The organism is Acinetobacter sp. UBA3461, from assembly GCF_002381195.1.
GTDB classification, from domain to species: Bacteria; Pseudomonadota; Gammaproteobacteria; order Pseudomonadales; family Moraxellaceae; genus Acinetobacter; species Acinetobacter schindleri.
Genome location: NZ_DFRO01000021.1, coordinates 31,504 through 51,507 on the forward strand (window position 1 = coordinate 31,504; position 20,004 = coordinate 51,507).

21 protein-coding genes are annotated in these 20,004 nt (G+C 43.0%); 11 read left to right on the top strand and 10 right to left on the bottom strand.

Going from position 1 to position 20,004, the window contains the following annotated elements:
• The first annotated feature begins 47 nt into the window (after positions 1-47).
• The gene (gene dmeF, locus B3D47_RS04225; protein ID WP_163168913.1) at positions 48-995 is read left to right on the top strand and encodes a CDF family Co(II)/Ni(II) efflux transporter DmeF; all 948 of its coding nucleotides are present in this window, start codon (positions 48-50) and stop codon (positions 993-995) included.
• Positions 996-1,118: 123 nt separating this feature from the next.
• Positions 1,119-1,820, top strand: a complete 702-nt coding sequence (locus B3D47_RS04230; protein WP_286860111.1) for a DsbC family protein — start codon at positions 1,119-1,121, stop codon at positions 1,818-1,820.
• A gap of 135 nt (positions 1,821-1,955) precedes the next feature.
• On the opposite strand, the gene B3D47_RS04235 is transcribed toward B3D47_RS04230, so the two are convergent.
• The 5 genes from B3D47_RS04235 to B3D47_RS04255 form a co-directional block, all read right to left on the bottom strand.
• Positions 1,956-2,213: a GlsB/YeaQ/YmgE family stress response membrane protein gene (locus B3D47_RS04235; RefSeq protein ID WP_004813984.1), complete on the bottom strand. Its 258-nt coding sequence runs from the start codon at positions 2,211-2,213 to the stop codon at positions 1,956-1,958.
• Positions 2,214-2,383: 170 nt separating this feature from the next.
• Positions 2,384-2,911, bottom strand: a complete 528-nt coding sequence (gene hpt, locus B3D47_RS04240) for a hypoxanthine phosphoribosyltransferase (RefSeq protein WP_004813981.1) — start codon at positions 2,909-2,911, stop codon at positions 2,384-2,386.
• Positions 2,912-3,129: 218 nt separating this feature from the next.
• Positions 3,130-4,464, bottom strand: coding sequence for a guanine deaminase (gene guaD / locus B3D47_RS04245; protein WP_286860113.1), 1,335 nt, complete (start codon positions 4,462-4,464; stop codon positions 3,130-3,132).
• A gap of 199 nt (positions 4,465-4,663) precedes the next feature.
• Entirely contained in the window at positions 4,664-5,629 is a 966-nt protein-coding gene (locus B3D47_RS04250) for a TerC family protein (protein ID WP_286860114.1), read from the bottom strand.
• Positions 5,630-5,960: 331 nt separating this feature from the next.
• On the bottom strand, positions 5,961-7,154 hold the full coding sequence (locus B3D47_RS04255) for a sugar transporter (protein ID WP_286860116.1): 1,194 nt from the start codon (positions 7,152-7,154) through the stop codon (positions 5,961-5,963).
• A gap of 154 nt (positions 7,155-7,308) precedes the next feature.
• On the opposite strand from B3D47_RS04255, the gene B3D47_RS04260 reads away from it, so the two are divergent.
• Both B3D47_RS04260 and B3D47_RS04265 read left to right on the top strand, forming a co-directional pair.
• Positions 7,309-7,590, top strand: coding sequence for a GNAT family N-acetyltransferase (locus tag B3D47_RS04260; RefSeq protein WP_004813975.1), 282 nt, complete (start codon positions 7,309-7,311; stop codon positions 7,588-7,590).
• Positions 7,591-7,696: 106 nt separating this feature from the next.
• The gene (locus B3D47_RS04265) at positions 7,697-7,990 is read left to right on the top strand and encodes a GNAT family N-acetyltransferase (protein WP_004813972.1); all 294 of its coding nucleotides are present in this window, start codon (positions 7,697-7,699) and stop codon (positions 7,988-7,990) included.
• On the opposite strand, the gene B3D47_RS04270 is transcribed toward B3D47_RS04265, so the two are convergent.
• Positions 7,944-8,327, bottom strand: a complete 384-nt coding sequence (locus B3D47_RS04270; protein ID WP_286860117.1) for a hypothetical protein — start codon at positions 8,325-8,327, stop codon at positions 7,944-7,946. The genes B3D47_RS04265 and B3D47_RS04270 overlap by 47 nt on opposite strands.
• A 190-nt stretch (positions 8,328-8,517) precedes the next feature.
• Here B3D47_RS04270 and B3D47_RS04275 point away from each other — a divergent pair, with 190 nt between their 5' ends.
• Positions 8,518-8,988 carry a BLUF domain-containing protein gene (locus B3D47_RS04275; protein WP_004813968.1) on the top strand — a complete coding sequence of 157 codons (471 nt, stop codon included), beginning with the start codon at positions 8,518-8,520 and terminating at the stop codon, positions 8,986-8,988.
• A gap of 65 nt (positions 8,989-9,053) precedes the next feature.
• On the opposite strand, the gene B3D47_RS04280 is transcribed toward B3D47_RS04275, so the two are convergent.
• From B3D47_RS04280 to B3D47_RS04290, 3 genes are all read right to left on the bottom strand, one after another.
• Positions 9,054-10,139, bottom strand: coding sequence for a zinc-dependent alcohol dehydrogenase family protein (locus B3D47_RS04280; RefSeq protein WP_004813967.1), 1,086 nt, complete (start codon positions 10,137-10,139; stop codon positions 9,054-9,056).
• Between the two features lie 244 nt (positions 10,140-10,383).
• The gene (gene mpl / locus B3D47_RS04285; RefSeq protein ID WP_286860120.1) at positions 10,384-11,745 is read right to left on the bottom strand and encodes a UDP-N-acetylmuramate:L-alanyl-gamma-D-glutamyl-meso-diaminopimelate ligase; all 1,362 of its coding nucleotides are present in this window, start codon (positions 11,743-11,745) and stop codon (positions 10,384-10,386) included.
• A gap of 51 nt (positions 11,746-11,796) precedes the next feature.
• On the bottom strand, positions 11,797-11,970 hold the full coding sequence (locus B3D47_RS04290) for a hypothetical protein (protein WP_017401641.1): 174 nt from the start codon (positions 11,968-11,970) through the stop codon (positions 11,797-11,799).
• Between the two features lie 5 nt (positions 11,971-11,975).
• On the opposite strand from B3D47_RS04290, the gene B3D47_RS04295 reads away from it, so the two are divergent.
• The 4 genes from B3D47_RS04295 to B3D47_RS04310 all read left to right on the top strand — a co-directional run bounded on the left by B3D47_RS04295 (position 11,976) and on the right by B3D47_RS04310 (position 16,147).
• Positions 11,976-12,317, top strand: coding sequence for a DMT family protein (locus B3D47_RS04295; protein WP_004813962.1), 342 nt, complete (start codon positions 11,976-11,978; stop codon positions 12,315-12,317).
• Positions 12,318-12,513: 196 nt separating this feature from the next.
• Positions 12,514-13,026, top strand: a complete 513-nt coding sequence (gene purE, locus B3D47_RS04300) for a 5-(carboxyamino)imidazole ribonucleotide mutase (RefSeq protein ID WP_004813961.1) — start codon at positions 12,514-12,516, stop codon at positions 13,024-13,026.
• 16 nt (positions 13,027-13,042) lie between these two features.
• Positions 13,043-14,164: a 5-(carboxyamino)imidazole ribonucleotide synthase gene (locus B3D47_RS04305; protein ID WP_286860124.1), complete on the top strand. Its 1,122-nt coding sequence runs from the start codon at positions 13,043-13,045 to the stop codon at positions 14,162-14,164.
• 693 nt (positions 14,165-14,857) lie between these two features.
• Complete coding sequence (locus tag B3D47_RS04310; RefSeq protein ID WP_004813957.1) at positions 14,858-16,147, top strand: lytic murein transglycosylase; 1,290 nt, start codon at positions 14,858-14,860, stop codon at positions 16,145-16,147.
• A gap of 74 nt (positions 16,148-16,221) precedes the next feature.
• Here the strand turns inward: B3D47_RS04310 and B3D47_RS04315 are convergent, their stop codons facing one another.
• The gene (locus B3D47_RS04315; protein WP_286860127.1) at positions 16,222-17,349 is read right to left on the bottom strand and encodes an anhydro-N-acetylmuramic acid kinase; all 1,128 of its coding nucleotides are present in this window, start codon (positions 17,347-17,349) and stop codon (positions 16,222-16,224) included.
• A 63-nt stretch (positions 17,350-17,412) separates the two neighbouring features.
• Here B3D47_RS04315 and tyrS point away from each other — a divergent pair, with 63 nt between their 5' ends.
• Together tyrS and B3D47_RS04325 are read left to right on the top strand one after the other, a co-directional pair.
• On the top strand, positions 17,413-18,645 hold the full coding sequence (gene tyrS, locus B3D47_RS04320) for a tyrosine--tRNA ligase (RefSeq protein ID WP_286860129.1): 1,233 nt from the start codon (positions 17,413-17,415) through the stop codon (positions 18,643-18,645).
• 533 nt (positions 18,646-19,178) lie between these two features.
• The gene (locus B3D47_RS04325) at positions 19,179-19,472 is read left to right on the top strand and encodes a hypothetical protein (protein ID WP_008306955.1); all 294 of its coding nucleotides are present in this window, start codon (positions 19,179-19,181) and stop codon (positions 19,470-19,472) included.
• Positions 19,473-20,004: the final 532 nt, after the last annotated feature.

Below are 20,004 nucleotides of genomic sequence, written 5' to 3' on the forward strand. Positions count from 1 at the left end.
CCAAAAATAAATATACTAAGGGGGAGTATATAAATAAGACCACTCAAATGCAAAACAATACCGCTCCACAGCACAACCATCAGTTTGATCAAGGCAATCCACTGGCACAGAAGAAGATACTGCTCGCCACAATCCTGACTGCCGTGATGATGGTATTTGAGATTATGGGTGGCTGGGTCTTTCAATCCATGGCCTTGCTGGCAGATGGCTGGCATATGAGTTCCCATGTCCTGGCCTTGGGACTTGCCTTTGCCGCCTACAAAGCAGCACGTCATTATGCCGATGATCCTCGCTTTAATATGGGGACTTGGCGTATTGAAATTCTGGCAGGTTATAGTAGTGCCATCATGCTATTGGTGATTGCGGGCTTTATGGCTTTCCATTCGATTGAACGCCTGTTTGCTCCGGTAGAGATTCACTATAATGAAGCCATTCCTATTGCGATTTTAGGTTTATTTATTAATCTGGTCTGTGCCTGGTTGCTGCATGATGGTGGACATGAACATGCTCATGGGCATCACCACGATCATGAGTATCATCCTAGCCATTCTGACCATCAGCATGACCTGAATCATCAGGCAGCATTTATGCATGTAGTAGCAGATGCCCTGACTTCAGTCTTTGCCATCATAGCCCTGCTTGCCGGTAAGTATTTTGGCTGGGATATTCTGGATGCTGTGCTCGGGATTGTTGGCTCAGTTCTGGTCGCACGCTGGTCTATTGGTTTATTGAAACAGACTGCCAAAACCCTGCTAGATGCCGATATGGATGCACCGGTGGTAGATGAAATCCGGGAAGTTGTCGCGGAATTTGGTCCTTTAGTAAAACTGTCTGACCTGCATGTTTCCCGCGTTGGGAAAGGCAAGTTTGCCTGTTTTGTGGCGCTGGAGACTGCGCTAGATTTAAGTCCTGATCAGGTCCGTGAAGCGATTTCTATTCATGAAGAAATCGTGCATATTTCTGTAGAGATTAATCCGGTTACTTCTATTTCATAAGTAGTTTATGTTCCACGTGAAACATTAAGAATAGTGAAACATGACAGTACATAAATCATCTGATTTTTCTGCATGAAACGCATAGAATTAGCACTACTTTACTCTGACATGAGCAGGAGATTCATGCTGAAACCTATCCTACTGCTGGCCATGACGGTATTGGCTACGAGCCTTAGCTTTGCCGATATTAATACAGTCAAAGCTAACCTGGCCAAACATAGCCCAGACCTGAAGATTGAAAATCTTCAGACTACGGAAATGAAAGGGATCTATAGTGGTTCTATGGATGGACAAGTGATTTACCTGAACGAGGATGCCAAGCATCTCATCGGTGGGTCTATGATTCGCCTTGCCGATAAGCAAAATCTTACCCGGGATCTGGTGCTGAAACAGAACAGTATCGACTGGAAAAAGTTGCCTTTACAGGATGCATTGAAAACAGTACGAGGCACTGGCAAGCGTCAGTTGGCGATTTTTTCTGACCCCAATTGCCCCTATTGTAAACAGCTTGAACTAGAACTTAAAAAGCTCAATGACGTAACCATTTACACTTTTGTTCTGCCACTGAAAGCGCAATCTATAGCCCCTTCACGACAGATTTATTGTGAAAAAAATCCGGCTCAAGCCTGGGATGATCTGATTAGTAAAGGTATTCAGCCTAAATCTGGCAAACGCTGCGCCAATCCGGTAGAACGCAACTTGGCCTTGGCTAAATCCCTAAATATTCAGGGTACCCCAGCAATTATTTTCTCGAATGGTTTTAAAGTCATGGGTGCCTATCCGGCTGAACAGATTGAAAAGATTCTGACAGAACTAGGTCTTTAATCTTAACTTTCGCTTGGTCATCTGAAGGATATTGAGAGCAGAAGCTTTGAATTAAATCTTTAAACAGCCAGCAGTAAAAAAGCACCCGACAGGGTGCTTTTTTCAATGCAAAACAGAAATTATTCAATTAAATATTTAGACAGTTCTGCGTTTGGTGACCATGTTGTAGATAAACAGAATGATAATGGCACCAATCACCGAAGCAATAAAGCCTGCTGCTGAACCTTCCTCATAAAGACCTAGCATACGACCGCCATAGGTCGCAAGTAATGAACCGGCAATCCCCAGTAGGGTTGTCATAATAAAGCCTGCCTTGTCATCTCCAGGATGGATTGCACGCGCAATTAAACCTGCGATAAAACCAATAACAATTGCAACTATAAGTGACCACATATGTATGCTCCTTTCTTATCATGTCTTTGTTTTTAAGTCATGTTCAGAAATCATCATCGGATAAGTCAAGTTTTCAATCTAGCGAAGTCCTGAAACGGAATGTTAGCTTTTTGTTCATGTGAAGCAGACATAAAAAAAGTGACTGTCGCCACTTTTTAAAGTTGGATCTCTTAAAGACCAATTTCACCAATAAAAGGCAAATGGCGGTACTTCTGGTCATAATCGAGGCCGTAACCGACAATAAACTTGTCTTCGACTTCAAAGCCAAGGAACTGCACATCCAGATTAATTTCACGGCGTGAAGGTTTGCTGACCAAGGTACAGAGCTGAATCGAGTTTGGGTTACGGGTGTGCAGAATTTCCAGAACTTTGCTCAGCGTATTGCCGGAATCGATGATGTCTTCTACCACCAGTACATCTTTACCACGGATTTCACCGTCTAAATCTTTCAGGATTTTTACATCACGTGACGATACCGTGCCACCACCATAACTGGACACAGTCATGAAATCCAGTTCATGTGGTTTTGAAATCACACGACATAAATCGGCCATAAAAATCACTGAACCACGTAACAAACCGATGAGCACAAGTTCTTTGTCACTATGGGCATAGTGTGCATCGATTTGAGCACCAAGCTCTTTGACTTTAGCTTGAATTTCTTCAGCGGAAATCATTACGCTCATTTGAACGGTCATGGGTAGATACCTAAAAAGTAAAAATAGCAAAATAAAAAAGGTGTTGACCTGCAACACCTGATATATCAGCAATTTTAATACATCCAGCAGGCAGATGCACCTGTTTTGCCCTGTGTTAATGTAATCATTTTTTCGGCAATTGTGAATCGCGCTTGAGTAAAAAAGCGCAGCCAATGGCTATTGCTGATAGCATGAACCATATGCGACGGCGTGATTTTTCAGGCTTTTTGCTGAGCTGTTGTTTTGACATAAACCGCCTCTCCAGAAACATAAGTCGCTGCAATATTACGGTCATCACCCAGCATAATCAGTGCAAAAAATGCATCTTCAATATTTTTGGCTTTGCTTTGACGCAGCTGTTGTAACGCCGTCGCATTCAGATCTAATACAACAAAGTCGGTTTCTTTACCGATATTAAAGTTACCGAGTTGATCCTCCAGACTCAAGGCTTTGGCTCCACCCAGTGTCGCATGATATAGCGATTCAAAGGCAGACAGTTTATCGCCTTGCAATTGCTGCACCTTATAGGCTTCATTCAGGGTTTGCAGCTGATTAAATGAGGTCCCTGCCCCGATATCGGTGCCCAGTCCCACTTTAATGCCTTTGTCCCAAGCCTTTTTCAAAGGGAATAAACCACTGCCCAGGAACAAATTTGAGGTTGGACAGAAGGCAATAGCCGAGTCGGTCTGATGCATGCAATCCCACTCCCCTTCTTCCAGATGCACACAATGAGCAAATACCGATTTAGAACCGGTCAGACCATAGTGATGGTAAACATCTAAATAACTTTGACGTTCCGGGAACAGTTCCTTAACCCAGGCAATCTCATTCTTGTTTTCACTTAAATGGGTATGCACATACACATCTGGATATTCTACTTTAAGTTGTCCTGCTTTTTCCAGCTGTTCAGCTGTCGAAGTTGGAGCAAAGCGTGGCGTGATCGCATACAGGTTACGACCCTTGCCATGCCACTTTTCAATCAACTTTTTAGAATCGGTATACGCTGTTTCTGCGGTGTCCGTCAGTGCTTCCGGTGCATGACGGTCCATTAGCACTTTACCCGCAATCAGACGCATATTACGCGTCGTCGCTGCATTAAATAAAGCATTGACTGATTCAGGATGGACGGTACAAAAGACCAATGCGGTCGTGGTGCCGTTTTTAAGTAATTCTTCTACAAAAAATTCGGCAATTTTTTCTGAATAAGCTGGATCCTGGAACTGGATCTCAGTCGGAAAAGTATAGGTATTTAACCATTCTAGAAGTTGTTCACCATAAGCACCGACCATTTCGGTTTGCGGAAAATGGATATGGGTATCAATAAAACCTGGTACGATCAGCTGCTCAGGATAATGAGCCACCTGCACTCCTTCAGGCAGATGCTGCTGCCCCTCTTCCCAGCTGCCAAACCATTGAATCTCACCATTCTGGCTGATGAGCAAGCCATCTTCTACATATCGCACTTGGTCGTGAATTTCACGCGCTTGGGCAACCGTATTCTTGATATCCAGGAAGCGACCGCGTACTGCCGTCGTTGCAATGATAGAAGACATTTAAAACCTGCGCTTTTTGATTTTTTCGATTGATTGTAGCTGAAAAAATTAGCATGTTTATATGAACATTCATATTTAACCATGCGTATTTTTTATGAGATCAAATAATCACGCGTAATTTCAACAGAGCATGTGTGTGCAGCCAAACTTGTAGACAAATAAAAAAGCCTGCTGATGCAGGCTTTTTTGATGCTTAATCTTACAGCGTAGTTTCGTTATGTTTCTTGCTATGACGAATCGACAAGATCGCGGTCACAGTCAAGACAATCACAATAAAGCTCAGTGAAATCCAGATCGGCATATGGAATACATCTAGCATCAGCATCTTAAAGCCGATAAAGACCAGAATCAAACCTAGGCCATAAGGCAGATAATGCATTTTTGAGGCTGCACCCGAGAGCAGGAAGAACATTGCACGCAGGCCTAAAATTGCCATCAGGTTCGCAGTAAGCACAATGAAGGGGTCGGTGGTGACAGCAAAAATAGCAGGAATAGAATCGACTGCGAAGATCACATCAGAGGCTTCGACCAGAATCAGCACCAAGAATAACGGCGTTGCCCAAAGCAAACCATTTTGACGGACAAAGAATTTATCGCCTTGAAGCTGCGGGGTGATACGCATATGTTTACGTAGCCATTTCAGAATGGCCATATCTTCAATATTGCTGTCTTCTTCATGCTGACCACGCAGGAATTTGAAGCCGGTATACACCAGGAACGCACCGAAAAGATACAGAATCCAGGAGAATTCCTGTACAAACCAGGCACCAATAAAAATAAAGATTGTTCTGAGCACAATCGCACCCAGTACACCATATAACAGCAATTTACGTTGTAGCGCTGGTGGAATGGCAAAGGCGGCAAAGATCATCAGCCAGACAAAGACATTATCAATTGCCAGGGATTTTTCCAGCAGATAACCGGCAAAGTATTCCATGACCTTGGTATTGGCAATTGCCGCACCTGCAGTTTGCTCCAGATACAGCCATAATCCACCACCAAATAAAGACGCGACACTGACCCAGGCGATACTCCAGTAGGCAGCGGTACGGACTTTGACTTCCTGACCATGCTGATGTTTAAAGCCGACAAAATCGATCACCAGCATGACGGCGACAATTGCGAAAAAGACAAGATACAGCCAGAGCGTACCAATTGTTTCCATGTGAATTCTCCACATCGGACGACTGGCCATAAAAAAACCTTGACCAGCTGCCAGATGAAAAACATCTATAACAACATGATCAAGGTCTTGCCTACATCTTAGTGTTTCACTTTTTTATATCAAGTGTGACCTAAAGATGCTCAGATACCGACTTTTTGCAAAGTGTAATGACGATATTCTGACACGTTCAAAAACTGAAATTTCATTCTTAAACGTTTGGAGGAGGCTACTCCCCTTGTTCAAACTCAATTCTGTTTGAGCAATTGCTCAATATCAAATGAGCATGACAGATTTTATGCATAATCACAAATTATTTTACAAAAAGCAGCGTTTAATCAGCAGCTTTGGGCAGGAAGTCCAAACGCTGAACCAAATAAAGACTAAGCAGAAATCCAAGAATCGCCAGCCCTGCGCCTACCCAGCCAATGCTCGATAGCCCGATCTGAAGCGTGACAATACTGCCAAGCAAAGCTCCTCCGCCAATACCGACATTATACAGGCCGGAATAAATGGCCATGGCAACATCTGTGGCATCTGCAGCCAGGTTCAGGGTTTTGGATTGTAGAGCCAGGCTGAAACCAATGATGCTCAAACCCCACAGCAGAGATAAGCCAGAGAGGCCTGTGACTGTGCTCGACAAGGGCAATAACAGCAGCATGGAAATAACCAGTCCAAAAGTAAAAGCAGGAATAGTCATTTTCGGAAACTGTGCGGCAAAGCGGCCAAACAGATAAGAACCCAAGAATCCTGCTCCGCCATAAACCAGAAGTAAAGTTGTGGTCTGGGCTGAATCAAAGCGGGCGATATTCAGGGAGAATGGTTCAATATAGCTATAAGCGGTAAACTGCGCCGTAATCACCAGAATGGTGAGGGTAAAGACTAGCATCAGGCTTGGACGTTTGATCAGGCTTTTTAAGCTGCTGAGGGAGCCTGAATTGACACTTGGAAGCAATGGCAAGGTTTTGGCCAGAATCAGGCAAATGATCAATGCAAGACACGCAATCAGGGCAAAACTATTACGCCAACCATATGCTTCGCCAATCATCCGGCCAAAAGGAATCCCGAGTACCATTGCCATCGCAGTACCGGTAGACAGCAGGCCTAAGGCCTGAAATTCTTTTCCTTTCGGTGCTACACGTACTGCCAGCGATGCCGTGATTGACCAGAACAGTGCATGAGCAACTGCAATTCCGATCCGACTGATAACCAGGACAATGAAACTCCAGGCAAAATAAGACAGCACATGACTGGCAATAAAGACCATAAATAGCAGTGTAAGCAGGAAACGGCGTTCAATATTTCTAGTGAGCAGCATGATCGGTAAAGATAGTAATGCGACTACCCAGGCATAAATGGTCAGCATCAGCCCGACTTCTCTTGGAGTCATGGCAAAGCTCTTTCCTATATCGCTCAGTAGTGCTACTGGAATAAACTCGGTCGTATTAAAAATAAAAGCGGCACAGGCCAAGGCAATCACACAGACCCATTGGCGTGTAACAGAAAGAGGTTGAGCAGAAGCAGACATGAGGGAGGATCAATACAGGATCAGCACATTCTATGCTTTTGCCAGAAAATTTCACATGAGGCAGGCTGTAATTTTACTCAGCGGAATTAAAAAAATTGCAACATTGTAAAGCTAAGGACTATGGCAGTCTGAGATAAAATCTTGAGGTAAACCTATGCAGATTGAACACCAGGAACAAGGAACTAAAGGTGAATGGTATGTGGCGCAGAAAGACCAGCGCCTGGCAGAGATGACATATTCCCGGGCAGGTGATGATAAGTTCATTATTGATCATACCTGGGTGGATGATAGCCTACGCGGACAACGTGTTGGACAGCAGCTGGTCGAAGCTGCGGTCGGTTTTGCCAGAATGCATGCTCTGAAAATTATTCCACTCTGCCCTTTTGCCAAGTCGGTGTTTGACAAAAATGAAAGCATACGGGATGTACTTCAGTAGGACTTCATCTAACTCAAAGATGGGACTAAACATCTATAAGATGTTTAATGGATGAGGATATGACGATATAACAGGTTGATCCTGGATTAGTACAACAGGTAAGAAAATGAGTAACATCAAACATCAGGACTCAAAGCGCGGCGGTGTATTTTACATGGAAGACAATGGTCAGCGCGTAGCAGAAATTACTTATCAATGGCGTGAACCGGACACCATTGTCGCTGACCATACCTGGGTCTCACATGCACTGCGTGGTAAAGGTGTGGCCCGTAAAATGCTGGATATTCTGGTCGAATTTGCACGTCAGAAACAGCTAAAAATTATTCCACAATGCTCTTATGTGCATGTCATGTTTAAGCGTGATCGGAATTTACATGACGTAGCGACTTTAGCTTTTTAAACCATCCCGTTGGAATAAACAGATTCAAATGGATAAAAGACGATAAGCCCTGTTTATGGGCTTGTGGCAATCTATAAAGCAGAGTGCCACTGAAGAGTCCTAATCCCATCCAAACAATCTGTTCATACTGTTGCAGCATGATCAAAATAACGATGATCAAGGAGATACTGGTCTGAAAAAAAGCACGATGATCCACACAAATCAATAGTGCCCAAGTTAATAGCATGCTGCTGATCAGCATGTTAATCTCACGTTGCAAGCCCCAGCTATGCAACACGATGACTAGCGCGAAACACAGACATAACAAGCTTAACGTGATGAAAAGATCTTTTAGCATGTTTCACCCTCATTAAAAGCATTATCATTCGAGTAATTATTTTTCAATGGTGTCTCTTTAATTTTTAATAATTTAGCTACAAAATGCAAACTGAAAACAGTGTAAGAAATAGCTGATATTTGATTAAAAAATAACCTAAACCCAATATATTGACTATAAAATCAATACTTGAAATTTAAAGGAATCATTCATGCTACAACTCTGTTATGCCAGTACGCGCATCGAAACAGAACAAGATCTATTACAAGACCTGAGTGATATTTTAGCAATCGCACGAAAGTTCAATTATGAGCATCAGATCTATGGAGCACTGTATTATGCACAAGGAAAGTTTTTCCAGTGTTTGCAGGGTGAACCTGAGATTGTAGAGCAGCTTTTTCAAAGTATTTCGAAAGACCGTCGGCATCAGCAGGTGTATCGTTTCGCTGATACAACTGTGGAAGCGCCAAGCTTTGCTGAGTGGTCGATGAAATATGTACATAAGCATAGCGAGATTGCTTCGTTCTTTTCCAAGCTGGGTCATAGCACTTTTCAGCCGCATTATCTGAACCAGCAAGATCTGGATGGCTTGCTCGAGATCCTGTATCGGGTTGACGAAAATCATCAACAGCTGGTTTCACCTCAGGGTTATAAACAACGTGGTTATGTCCCCTATTTCTGATCTGGTGAATCCAGACTAAAAATAAAAAAAAGTCCGCATGGCGGACTTTTTTTGTCTGATTTGCATTAGTTCATGTCAATCATCACTTTTAGGGCTTTTTCATCAGCCGCGTGTTTAAACACATCATAGGCCTTTTCAAACTCGTTAAATTTAAAGTGATGCGTGGCCAGTTTTTCTAGTGGTATTTTGCCGGAACAGCAGGTCTTGAGCAGCATGCCAGTGGTATTGGCATTGACCAGACCGGTAGTAATGGTCAGGTTCTTAATCCACAGTTTGTTCAGTTCAAAATTCACTGCTTTACCATGTACGCCGACGTTGGCGATATGTCCACCCTCTTTCACGACATGCTGGCAAATATTCCAGGTAGGCTCCACCCCCACTGCTTCAATGGCACAGTCGACCCCGCGTCCATCGGTAATCTCTAAAATCTTTTGAATGGCATCTTCTTTACCAGAGTTAACGGTATGAGTTGCGCCTACCGTTTTGGCAAATTCCAGCCGGTTATCATCCATATCCACCATAATAATATTGGCTGGAGAATAAAATTGAGCAGTGAGCAAGGCACTCATCCCGATTGGTCCTGCACCTACGATCGCGACATTGTCACCCGGTTTGACATCACCATATTGCACACCAATTTCATGTGAGGTTGGCAGGATATCGGACAGGAAGACGGCGACGTCTTCATTTAAGCCTTCAGGTAAATGGTAAAGAGAGGTGTCAGCAAAAGGTGTACGGACATATTCGGCATGGGTACCATCAATCATATAACCCATAATCCAGCCACCCTCATTACGACAGTGTGCATACAGCTGTTTCTGGCAATTTTCACAGGTACCGCAGCGGCTGACACAGGAAATAATGACCCGATCACCCTTTTTAAAGTTTTTGACTGCTGAACCGACTTCTTCAATGATGCCAATGCCTTCATGACCAAGAATCCGGCCATTAAAGTTGCCGGTTTTTTCTTTTGCCACCTGTTCAATTTCCGGGTTTTTACCTTTCCAGATGCCGAGGTCGGTCCCGCAGATCGTGACCTTAGTCAGTTTGATAACGGCATCATCGGGCTGCAAGATTTTCGGGATGGGACGTTCTTCAAAGCGGATGTCATTGGCGCCATAGTAAACCATTGCTTTCATTGTATTTGACATGGCAACTATCCTTTTTAGTGATTATTGTGGAGGATTGGCAGTCGTATTTAGCTATGACGACTGTCAGCTGAGAAACACGTAATGACTTTAAGCTAGCAGGACTTTAGGATTAGATCATTAGTAAAATAGTTAATTCCTTAAAAAAATTAAGTATTTTTTAATATTAAAAAAGGATCGTAGACATGTGTCTACGATCCTTGAGAAATTTTATGGAATAAAGGCTACAAGTATTGATTTAGATAATTTACTGTAAGGCGCTAATCAGTTTCTGATGCAAGCCACCAAAACCGCCATTGGACATGATCACCACAGCATCGCCCTCGCCTGCTTCAGTAACAACAGTTTGAATGATCTCATCCAAAGTACGTGCTACCACAGCTTTATTTGGTGCAGCCTCAATCACAGGTTGCAGATCCCAATCCAGACCTTCAGGCTGATACCAGATCACTTCATCCGCCAGACGTGCTGAATAAGCCAAACCCTCTTTGTGACTGCCCATACGCATGGTATTGGAACGCGGTTCAATAATCGCCCAAAGCTTACGTTCACCCAGACGCTTGCGTGCGCCGTCGAGGGTAGTATCAATTGCAGTCGGATGATGGGCAAAATCATCATAGACTTCGATACCACGTACCGTATCGAGCAGCTCCATACGGCGTTTTACACCGCCAAAATTCGAGAGTGCTTCACAGGCGGTTTGAATGGATACACCCACATGCTCAGCAGCGGCAATGGTGGCCAAGGCATTCGCCACCGAATGCTGCCCGGTCATATTCCACTGTACTTCGCCTTTGACTACGCCCTGTTGCAGGACTTTGAAATGTGAACCATCTGCTGACAATTGTTCTGCATAAAGTTCAGATTTTTCGTTGGCATCTAGACTGGTGCGCACTACAGGCGTCCAGCAGCCCTGCTCCAGCACTTCATCAATATTGCTTTCCGTAATCGGCGCGATAATCCGGCCTTCACTTGGAATAGTACGAACTAAATGATGAAACTGTTTTTGAATTGCGGCCAGATCATCAAAGATATCGGCATGGTCAAATTCCAGGTTATTTAAAATTGCGGTTTTTGGATGGTAATGCACGAACTTGGAACGCTTGTCGAAGAAAGCAGAATCGTATTCATCGGCTTCGACACAGAAATATTTCCCACCACCGAGACGCGCACTTTCCGAAAAGCCCAATGGCACACCGCCAATCAGAAAACCTGGCTCCAGACCGGCTTGATCCAGTACCCAAGCCAGCATCGTGGTGGTCGTGGTTTTACCATGTGTTCCGGCGACACCCAGCACGTGTTTACCTTGCAGAACATGATCAGCCAGGAACTGCGGACCTGAAATATAAGGCAGACCTTCATTCAGCATATATTCCACGGCATCAATACTACGCTTCATGGCATTACCAACAATGACCAGATCCGGATGTGGTTGTAGGTGGCTACGGTCATAGCCCTGCATTAAAGTAATGCCTGCATTTTCCAGTTGGGTCGACATTGGTGGATACACGTTCTGGTCTGAACCTGTCACCTTATGTCCGAGGTCTCGCGCGAGTAAGGCCAGCGAGCCCATAAAGGTGCCACAAATGCCCAAGATATGCAGATGCATCTACTTCACTCCATTTTGTACTGACACATCACTTTGTTTTCTGTGCTGTTGTCATGATTTATTCGATTTACCGGCAACGATAGCAAGGCTTTGCGGGAAAAGATAGGCATTCTGGCGTGATTTTTTATGTGAAGAAACGATGCTAGATGTGATAAAAAACCAAGCTTCACGATTATCTTTTGCTGCAATAATCCGTAAAATATCCTGTAAATTTTCTACCGGCATCCGCTATGTTCTGGCCCCTGCTCCTGCTTATTTGTGCAAACTGCTTTATGACATTGGCCTGGTATGGTCATCTGAAATTTTTGCCGCATGATGCCCCAATGTGGAAGATCATTTTATTTAGCTGGGTCATTGCTTTATTTGAATATAGCCTGATGATTCCTGCAACACGGCTGATGGCGCAACACGGACTCGCAGTCGGTCAGATGAAGATCACCCAGGAAGTGGTGACGCTACTGGTCTTTGTGCCCTTTATGCTATTTATGTTTAAACAGCCATTTAAACTGGATTATCTCTGGGCAGGATTATGCCTGTGTGGCTGTGTCTATTTCGTGTTCCGTAGCCCCTAATATCATTCAAGTGGTGTACTTCCCTATTTTTATTACAGATTTTGAGATTTCATTAAAAAATAAGAAAAATCGGGCCTTGCTTTGACCGTTAAATTTTATGAAGCTGAATTTTCAGTCTATAATACGAACTCCCATTAAAGCTTGGCTCTCTCGTCGAGATTTATCTTCTCTTACTTTAATCTCTGGAAACATTGCAATGAATGCGGCTGCTGCACAAGATGCTCCTCTAGTAGGTATTATCATGGGTTCTCAATCAGACTGGGCAACTCTCGAACACACTGCCAATATGCTTAAGCAGCTTGGTGTCCCATTTGAAGCCGAAGTCGTTTCTGCACACCGTACCCCTGACCGTCTGTTTGAATATGCAGAACAAGCACGCGATCGTGGCATCCAGGTGATTATTGCCGGTGCTGGTGGTGCAGCGCATTTGCCAGGCATGTGTGCCGCAAAAACCGATCTGCCAGTATTGGGTGTGCCGGTAAAATCTTCGATTTTAAATGGTGTCGATTCATTGCTTTCAATTGTACAAATGCCAGCAGGCATTGCCGTGGGTACCTTGGCGATTGGTCCTGCAGGTGCGACCAATGCAGCCATTATGGCCGCGCAAATTTTAGGTCTGACCCGTCCAGACATCGCGAAAAATGTTGCAGATTTCCGTGCTGCACAAACGGATAAAGTCGCTAGCAACAATATTCCAGGCCAAGCTTAATACGGGATAAAACACAATGGATAAAACCATCGGTATTTTTGGTGGCGGTCAGCTCGGTCGAATGATGGCACAAGCGGCATTGCCTTTAAACATTCAATGTACTTTCTTTGAAGCCACTACAGACTGCCCTTCGGCTGCATTAGGTCCGGTATTTTCCACCAAGGCTGAAAATGGTCTGCAAGACTTTATCAACAGTGCAGATGTGTTCAGCCTTGAGTTTGAAAATACACCACTGGCTGATGTAGATGTTTTAACGAAAAACAAAGACCTGCATCCGCCACGTCAGGCTTTGGCAATTGCACAGCATCGTCTGTCTGAAAAAGCCCTGTTTGATGAACTTGAGATTCCGGTTGCGCCGTATAAAGCAGTCACCTCTCTAGAGAGCTTAAAAGCTGCAGTTGCAGAACTCGGTCTGCCGATTGTACTTAAAACTTCTCGTGGTGGTTATGACGGTAAAGGTCAATTCGTTCTACGTTCAGCAGATCAAACTGATCAGGCTTGGGCAGAACTGGGTCCTGCCGGTGAACTGATTGCAGAAAGTTTTGTCACTTTCTCACGTGAAGTCTCAATTATTGCGGTACGTGGTCAAGATGGTGATGTGAAGACTTGGCCATTGGCCGAAAATCATCATCATAATGGCATTCTGTCTCATTCGATTGTACCTGCACCCAACAGTGCGGACTTGCAGCCAGTCGCACAAGATTACATCACTCGCCTACTGAATCATCTGAACTATGTGGGTGTATTAACTCTTGAGCTGTTTGTGACAGATAAGGGGCTATACGCCAACGAGATGGCACCCCGTGTGCATAATTCAGGTCACTGGTCGATTGAAGGTGCAGTGTGTTCGCAGTTTGAAAACCATGTGCGTGCGGTGGCTGGATTGCCTTTAGGTTCAACTGAGGTGATCCGTCCAACCGTGCTGGTGAATATCATCGGTCAACATCCAAAATCTGAAGATGTTCTAGCCTTGGAAGGCGTGCATTTGCACTTATACAATAAGTCAGAACGTGAAGGCCGTAAGATTGGTCACATCACCCTGATGCCAACCGACAGTGCACAATTGACTATGCTATGTCGTCAATTGGCGAAGATTTTACCGAATCCATTGGCATTGAGCGAAGATATGAGCATCTAAGCTTTAACTTGCTGATAAAAAAAGCGATCACACCTGTGGTCGCTTTTTTATTTGTCGGCTTTCAGGCATGATTGCGCCTCTTTGAAAATACCCTACCATTTATCGGATTATTTTCAAAATCAATTGCTTATAAAACAAACAATAATTTATAAATAATTGATGAAAATTTAACCTGTTGCTGCATCAGTTCGGCTATGCAGATTTAAATTTAAAATGAATTTAAAACTTGCAAAGTGTACTTTGAATTTAAATTCATAAAAATAAATTCAAATTTAAAAGAGGTCATTTGAATTTAGATTTTCTATTTTGAATTTAAATTCAAAACAATAAATTTAAAAGCCAGAGAATGAATTCAAAGTTTTAAATTTAAAAATCCTTCTTGTATTTTATAAATGAATTTAAATCCTAAGTGTCTGCAATTACTTGTTATTAAGCTTATGTGATGTTGGTTATCCACACAGTCAATTTTGAATTTAAAAGGCTGATAACATGGCTTTGAATTTAAATTTAAAAATTAGTTCAAATTTGAATTTAAAGCATCTTGTGGATAAGTTTTTAAATTCAAAACTTACAAATAAATTTAAAAGTGAAGAAAATATGAATTTAAATTTTACGTATTTGCGCTTTAATTTTATCCACAAGCTGATAAGGTGAATAGGAACATAATTCGAAATATAAGTATTCAAGGGTACTATGCAACGGCTTGCACTTTTTCTTGGCTCAATCGTTCTGGCTGCCTCTCAGGCACAGGCTGAACTGATCATTAATGGACAGCGTGTAAGTACATCAGAGCTGTCCTCGAGTCCTGGCATCTATACGCCAAGTTCCAGTTCATTTCAAAGCTGTCTGGCTGGATTAAAACCCCAGGCACTCGCTAAAGGTGTCCATGCAGCGACCTATGACCGATATACCCAAAATTTAACCCCTGATTATTCTGTAATTGAAAGACTCAACTATCAGCCAGAATTTTCAACGCCAATTTGGGACTATCTGTCTGGTCTGGTCGATGAAGAGCGCGTACAGCAAGGCCGTCAGAAATTACAGCAGCATCGCGACGTATTAAATCGAGTCAGTGCTGCTTATGGCATTCCGGCTGAAACTGTGGTGGCAGTCTGGGGTGTGGAAAGTAATTATGGTGATATTTCTGGTAAATATCCTTTATTGCAGGCGCTCGGTACTTTGAGTTGTGAAGGTCGTCGTCAAAGCTATTTCCGTGGTGAGTTCTTTACTACCATGAAGCTGTTGCAACGTGGTGATGTCTATGAAAACCAGCTTAAAGGTTCATGGGCAGGAGCTTTTGGTCACACCCAGTTTATGCCATCCACTTATGATGAACTGGCGGTTGATTTTGATGGTGATGGGCGTCGTGATCTCGTCAGCAGCATCCCGGATGCCTTGGCTTCAACAGCCAACTTCTTGAAAAAACGCGGCTGGCAGAGCGGACAGCCATGGGGTTTTGAAGTAAAAATTCCTCAAGGTATGTCAGTTTCGGGTGAGGGGCGTCGCAATAAAAAATCCTTGAGTAGCTGGATCAATCAAGGGGTGGTTCGTGTCGATGGTTCGGCATTAGTTCAAGGGAATTTATTGGAATCCTCTCAAGCTGGTTTATTGGCGCCTGCCGGTGCCAATGGGCCGGTGTTCCTGGTCTTTAAAAACTTTGACGCCATCTATAGTTATAATGCAGCCGAAAGCTATGCTTTAGCCATTGCACATCTGTCAGATCGTTTGCAAGGTAAAGGTGGCTTGGTGCAAACATGGCCAACCGATGATGCTGGCACATCACGTGCAGAACGTCGAGAGATTCAGCAATTCTTGCTCAATAAAGGTTATGACATTGGTGCAGTAGATGGTTTGATTGGGGATAAAACCCGTCAGGCAATCCGCCAAGAGCAGATCCGTTTAGGTTTAACTCCAACCGGACGGGCAGGTCAACAGATTTTACGTGCGTTTCGGAATGAAAATGCCAAACTGATGATGCAATAACAGAGATTGAAAAAAAGGTCTGCAATAATGCAGACCTTTTTTATACCTATATATAGTTATAAGAATTCAGGAGATTAAACTGCTGTAATCGTACCGAGCACACGATAGCCTGAAGCCCCGGTCACAGCTGGCAGATTGCCACTCAGCTGATTCATAAAGCGCATCGCCAGCCAGGCAAAGGCAGTGCCTTCGACCCATGTTGGATTTAAGCCTAAATCAGCTGTGGTTTGCACACTCCAGTGATGTTTACGCAAACGCCAGCGCAGCTGTTCCAGTAGATGTGAATTATAAGCACCACCTCCACAAACATAGACTTCACCTGTATCCAGACCAGAGCGATAAATCGCTTTTTTAATGGCACGTGTGGTGAGCTTCATGAGCGTCGCCTGAACATTTTCCGGGGTATCTTCCAGCTCATCATATTCTAGACTGCTGCGCCAGTCGGCAATCTGTTCATCCAGCCATTCCAGATTAAAGTCTTCACGGCCAGTACTTTTAGGGGGTTCTTTGGAGAAAAATGCATGTTCCTGCAAACGATCTAACAGGCTACGGATGGGTGTACCATAGGCTGCCCAGTTGCCATTTTCATCAAAAGGCTGGCCAGTATAACGCTCACACCAGGCATCCATCAGAATATTGGCTGGACCAGTATCAAAGCCGTAGACTTGATCTGGTTGACCGGCAGGTAGAATACTGACATTGGCAATACCACCCAGGTTTAGAATCACCCGGTGAATGCTGTCATGCTGAAAAATATCCTGATGGAAAGCCGGAACTAGCGGTGCACCCTGGCCACCAGCCGCCAGGTCACGGCGACGGAAATCGGAAATCACCGGAATCTGGGTAATTTCAGTAATAATGTTTGGATCACCGATCTGCAAAGTAAAGCCATGTTCAGGACGGTGGCGAATAGTTTGTCCATGTGAGCCAATAGCGTTGATTTGTGTGCGATCCAGCTTATTTTTTTCAATCAGCGCATTAATACCATGACCAATCATCTGTGCCAGCGCAACATCTGCTTTACCCATGCGGTCAATTTCATTATCGCCTGGCAGTGTAAGCGCCATCAATTCATCACGAAGATCATGATCAAAAGGTAGGGTGAGGGTGGCATGAAGCTGGAGTGGATCAAAAGAAGCAGCAACAATATCGACACCATCCATGCTTGTGCCGGTCATTACCCCAATATAGATCGCTGTCATGGTTATTCTTAAGCCTGCAATATGCTGAAAAAGTGTTAGTATATCGCACAAATTGAATAACTGATGTATTTGGGTTTTGTGATGTCAAATTTCCTGCCGGCTGAAGAACAACTTGCCCTCATCCAACGAGGCACACACGAAATTATTTCTGAAGAAGATCTTCTAAAGAAATTAAAGCAGAATCGTCCACTAAAAATTAAAGCGGGTTTTGACCCCACTGCACCTGACTTGCACTTAGGTCATACTGTACTGATCAATAAGCTAAAAGTGTTCCAAGACCTGGGCCACGAAGTTTTCTTCCTGATTGGTGACTATACTGCGATGATCGGTGATCCAACCGGCAAAAGTGCAACACGTCCACCATTATCGCGAGAGCAAGTTTTAGAAAACGCTAAAACTTATCAAGAACAAGTATTTAAAATTCTTGATCCAAACAAAACCAAAGTGGTGTTTAACTCGGAATGGTTTGCACAAAAAACTGCTGCTGATCTGATTCAACTGGCATCACAGCAAACTGTTGCCCGTATGCTTGAGCGTGATGACTTCACAAAACGTTATAACAACCAGCAACCGATTGCGATTCATGAATTCCTGTATCCACTGGTACAAGGTTATGACTCAGTAGCACTAGAAGCAGACGTAGAGCTGGGTGGTACAGACCAGACTTTTAACTTATTGATGGGTCGTACCCTTCAAGGTCGTTATGACCAGGAAGCACAAGTCTGTATTACTGTACCAATTCTTGAAGGTTTAGATGGCGTTAACAAAATGTCTAAATCTTTAGGTAACTATATTGGCGTCTTTGATGCGCCGGGTGCGATGTACCAGAAAGTACTGTCAATGCCGGATTCACTGATCGAACGTTACTTTGATCTGCTTAGCTTCAAATCTGTAGAAGAAATTCAGGTATTGTTGAAAGAGATTGAAGAAGGTCGTAATCCACAGGAAGTAAAACGCATTCTTGCGCTGGAACTGGTTGAGCGTTTCCATGGAAGCGAGGCTGCTGCGCATGCACATAAAGGTGCAGGTAATATCATTACTGAGGGTGAATTGCCTGAAGGTACGCCTGAAGTCACCATTTCACGTGGCGAGTTTGGTGGTGAAATCTTTATTACTTCAATCCTGCGTGAAGCGGGTCTGACTAAAAACTCGGCACAAGCCAAAGATGCGCTGGGTCGTGGTGCGGTAAAAGTAGACTGGCAGCCAGTTGATACGTCTTTTTCTGTGAAAGAAAACGTGACTTTGATTGTTCAGGCGAGCAAAAAAGCGATTGCGAAAGTGACCTTTGTTGATTAAGACACTTTCTAAGTTATTGAATTAAAAGCAGGCTTCGGCCTGCTTTTTTTTATATGTTTCTATATTCAAAAATCAAATAAGCAAATTCAAAAAAAACCTTATAAAAACAAGAGTTAAATTTTGCCGAATCCCTTGCGTTTCCCTATTATTATGTATAAGATTTATTCATCTAGAGAATTCGCTTTAAGCACATCTAGAGGGTAGTGGTAATAACAAATAACTCCACAACTTATAGTCTCTTCCCCAAGAGACTTTTTTAAGATACTGAAGCAAATAACTATAATAATGACATACTGGATCGGGTAAAGATTCAATTACGAGGGAGAGATTTTGGGAGAGATCTCTTCCTTTTTTATTTGCAAAACTCCACCTTTCCTTTCTATATTGTCTTTTAAAAATCAAATTTTTTATTTGCTTTAAATCCACTACAGATCGCCGGATAGATACTGACATCCAGAAAGTTATCAGTATGCTGATCACATCAGGTCTCAAAGAAGATCTAGAAATTTAAAATAAGAGGGTAAGCAGTGTTTATGTATCACTATCGGACTCAGGATATTTTTGATCAGGAAATTGATTTTATTTTACGTTTTCTATTTGAATACGATACGCCTGAACAGAAACAGAAATCTTTTAAACAGGCATATACTTTATTACAGCAACTCGATCTCGCATCACACTATCTTCTCTTTTCCTTAGTCAAAGAGCGGTTACCTCGTCGGGCTAAATTGTTATTTGCTGCTGAGGACTATAAAGGTAAGAAAGAAGTGATTGAAGAAGTCATGCATCACTGGGTGGGACATAAGTATCGCCAATACGTAGCTTAGCTATCTTAATATTCTCTTTGGCTTTATATAGATATTAAAAAGTCAGGTTTCGTAACTTATATAAAGCTGAATACGGCTGATTCGACTATTTTTACTTTTTAAAACCTGTGATTAGAAAAAGAAGTCGCTATGAAAGCAGCAAACTGATTTTACTGATAGGACCTATATCTATTAGTCGGATAGAAAATAGCAAAATATGTAAGCTGATATAAGCAAGTTTTGAAAAATTCTGAATACAGAGCTGAAATTACACAGTCTTATTAAGATTTAGTACTTTTTTGAGAGCTATTAGGTCTTAATGAAAATAACTATTTTAAAATGAATTGCACTGAATACAGGTTTTATTTCAAAAAAACGGTTAAATTTTAGATAAAAAAGCGATTTTTTAGTGATTTTAGTAGAAAAAAGATACATACGTGAAAAATATAGTGAATTGGGGGTTGCAATGATTCTGAAATCCTCTAGAATGCACCCATACCGACGAGATACACGGTGATGAACGAAGCGAGATGCTGAGTTATCCGGTGTTTTG

Excerpts from the sequence above, each read along its gene's own strand:
- dmeF (WP_163168913.1), top strand. The coding sequence starts at position 48 with ATGCAAAACAATACCGCTCCACAGCACAACCATCAGTTTGATCAAGGC.
- B3D47_RS04230 (WP_286860111.1), top strand. The coding sequence starts at position 1,119 with ATGCTGAAACCTATCCTACTGCTGGCCATGACGGTATTGGCTACGAGC.
- B3D47_RS04235 (WP_004813984.1), bottom strand. The coding sequence starts at position 2,213 with ATGTGGTCACTTATAGTTGCAATTGTTATTGGTTTTATCGCAGGTTTA.
- hpt (WP_004813981.1), bottom strand. The coding sequence starts at position 2,911 with ATGACCGTTCAAATGAGCGTAATGATTTCCGCTGAAGAAATTCAAGCT.
- guaD (WP_286860113.1), bottom strand. The coding sequence starts at position 4,464 with ATGTCTTCTATCATTGCAACGACGGCAGTACGCGGTCGCTTCCTGGAT.
- B3D47_RS04250 (WP_286860114.1), bottom strand. The coding sequence starts at position 5,629 with ATGGAAACAATTGGTACGCTCTGGCTGTATCTTGTCTTTTTCGCAATT.
- B3D47_RS04255 (WP_286860116.1), bottom strand. The coding sequence starts at position 7,154 with ATGTCTGCTTCTGCTCAACCTCTTTCTGTTACACGCCAATGGGTCTGT.
- B3D47_RS04260 (WP_004813975.1), top strand. The coding sequence starts at position 7,309 with ATGCAGATTGAACACCAGGAACAAGGAACTAAAGGTGAATGGTATGTG.
- B3D47_RS04265 (WP_004813972.1), top strand. The coding sequence starts at position 7,697 with ATGAGTAACATCAAACATCAGGACTCAAAGCGCGGCGGTGTATTTTAC.
- B3D47_RS04270 (WP_286860117.1), bottom strand. The coding sequence starts at position 8,327 with ATGCTAAAAGATCTTTTCATCACGTTAAGCTTGTTATGTCTGTGTTTC.
- B3D47_RS04275 (WP_004813968.1), top strand. The coding sequence starts at position 8,518 with ATGCTACAACTCTGTTATGCCAGTACGCGCATCGAAACAGAACAAGAT.
- B3D47_RS04280 (WP_004813967.1), bottom strand. The coding sequence starts at position 10,139 with ATGTCAAATACAATGAAAGCAATGGTTTACTATGGCGCCAATGACATC.
- mpl (WP_286860120.1), bottom strand. The coding sequence starts at position 11,745 with ATGCATCTGCATATCTTGGGCATTTGTGGCACCTTTATGGGCTCGCTG.
- B3D47_RS04290 (WP_017401641.1), bottom strand. The coding sequence starts at position 11,970 with ATGCCGGTAGAAAATTTACAGGATATTTTACGGATTATTGCAGCAAAA.
- B3D47_RS04295 (WP_004813962.1), top strand. The coding sequence starts at position 11,976 with ATGTTCTGGCCCCTGCTCCTGCTTATTTGTGCAAACTGCTTTATGACA.
- purE (WP_004813961.1), top strand. The coding sequence starts at position 12,514 with ATGAATGCGGCTGCTGCACAAGATGCTCCTCTAGTAGGTATTATCATG.
- B3D47_RS04305 (WP_286860124.1), top strand. The coding sequence starts at position 13,043 with ATGGATAAAACCATCGGTATTTTTGGTGGCGGTCAGCTCGGTCGAATG.
- B3D47_RS04310 (WP_004813957.1), top strand. The coding sequence starts at position 14,858 with ATGCAACGGCTTGCACTTTTTCTTGGCTCAATCGTTCTGGCTGCCTCT.
- B3D47_RS04315 (WP_286860127.1), bottom strand. The coding sequence starts at position 17,349 with ATGACAGCGATCTATATTGGGGTAATGACCGGCACAAGCATGGATGGT.
- tyrS (WP_286860129.1), top strand. The coding sequence starts at position 17,413 with ATGTATTTGGGTTTTGTGATGTCAAATTTCCTGCCGGCTGAAGAACAA.
- B3D47_RS04325 (WP_008306955.1), top strand. The coding sequence starts at position 19,179 with ATGTATCACTATCGGACTCAGGATATTTTTGATCAGGAAATTGATTTT.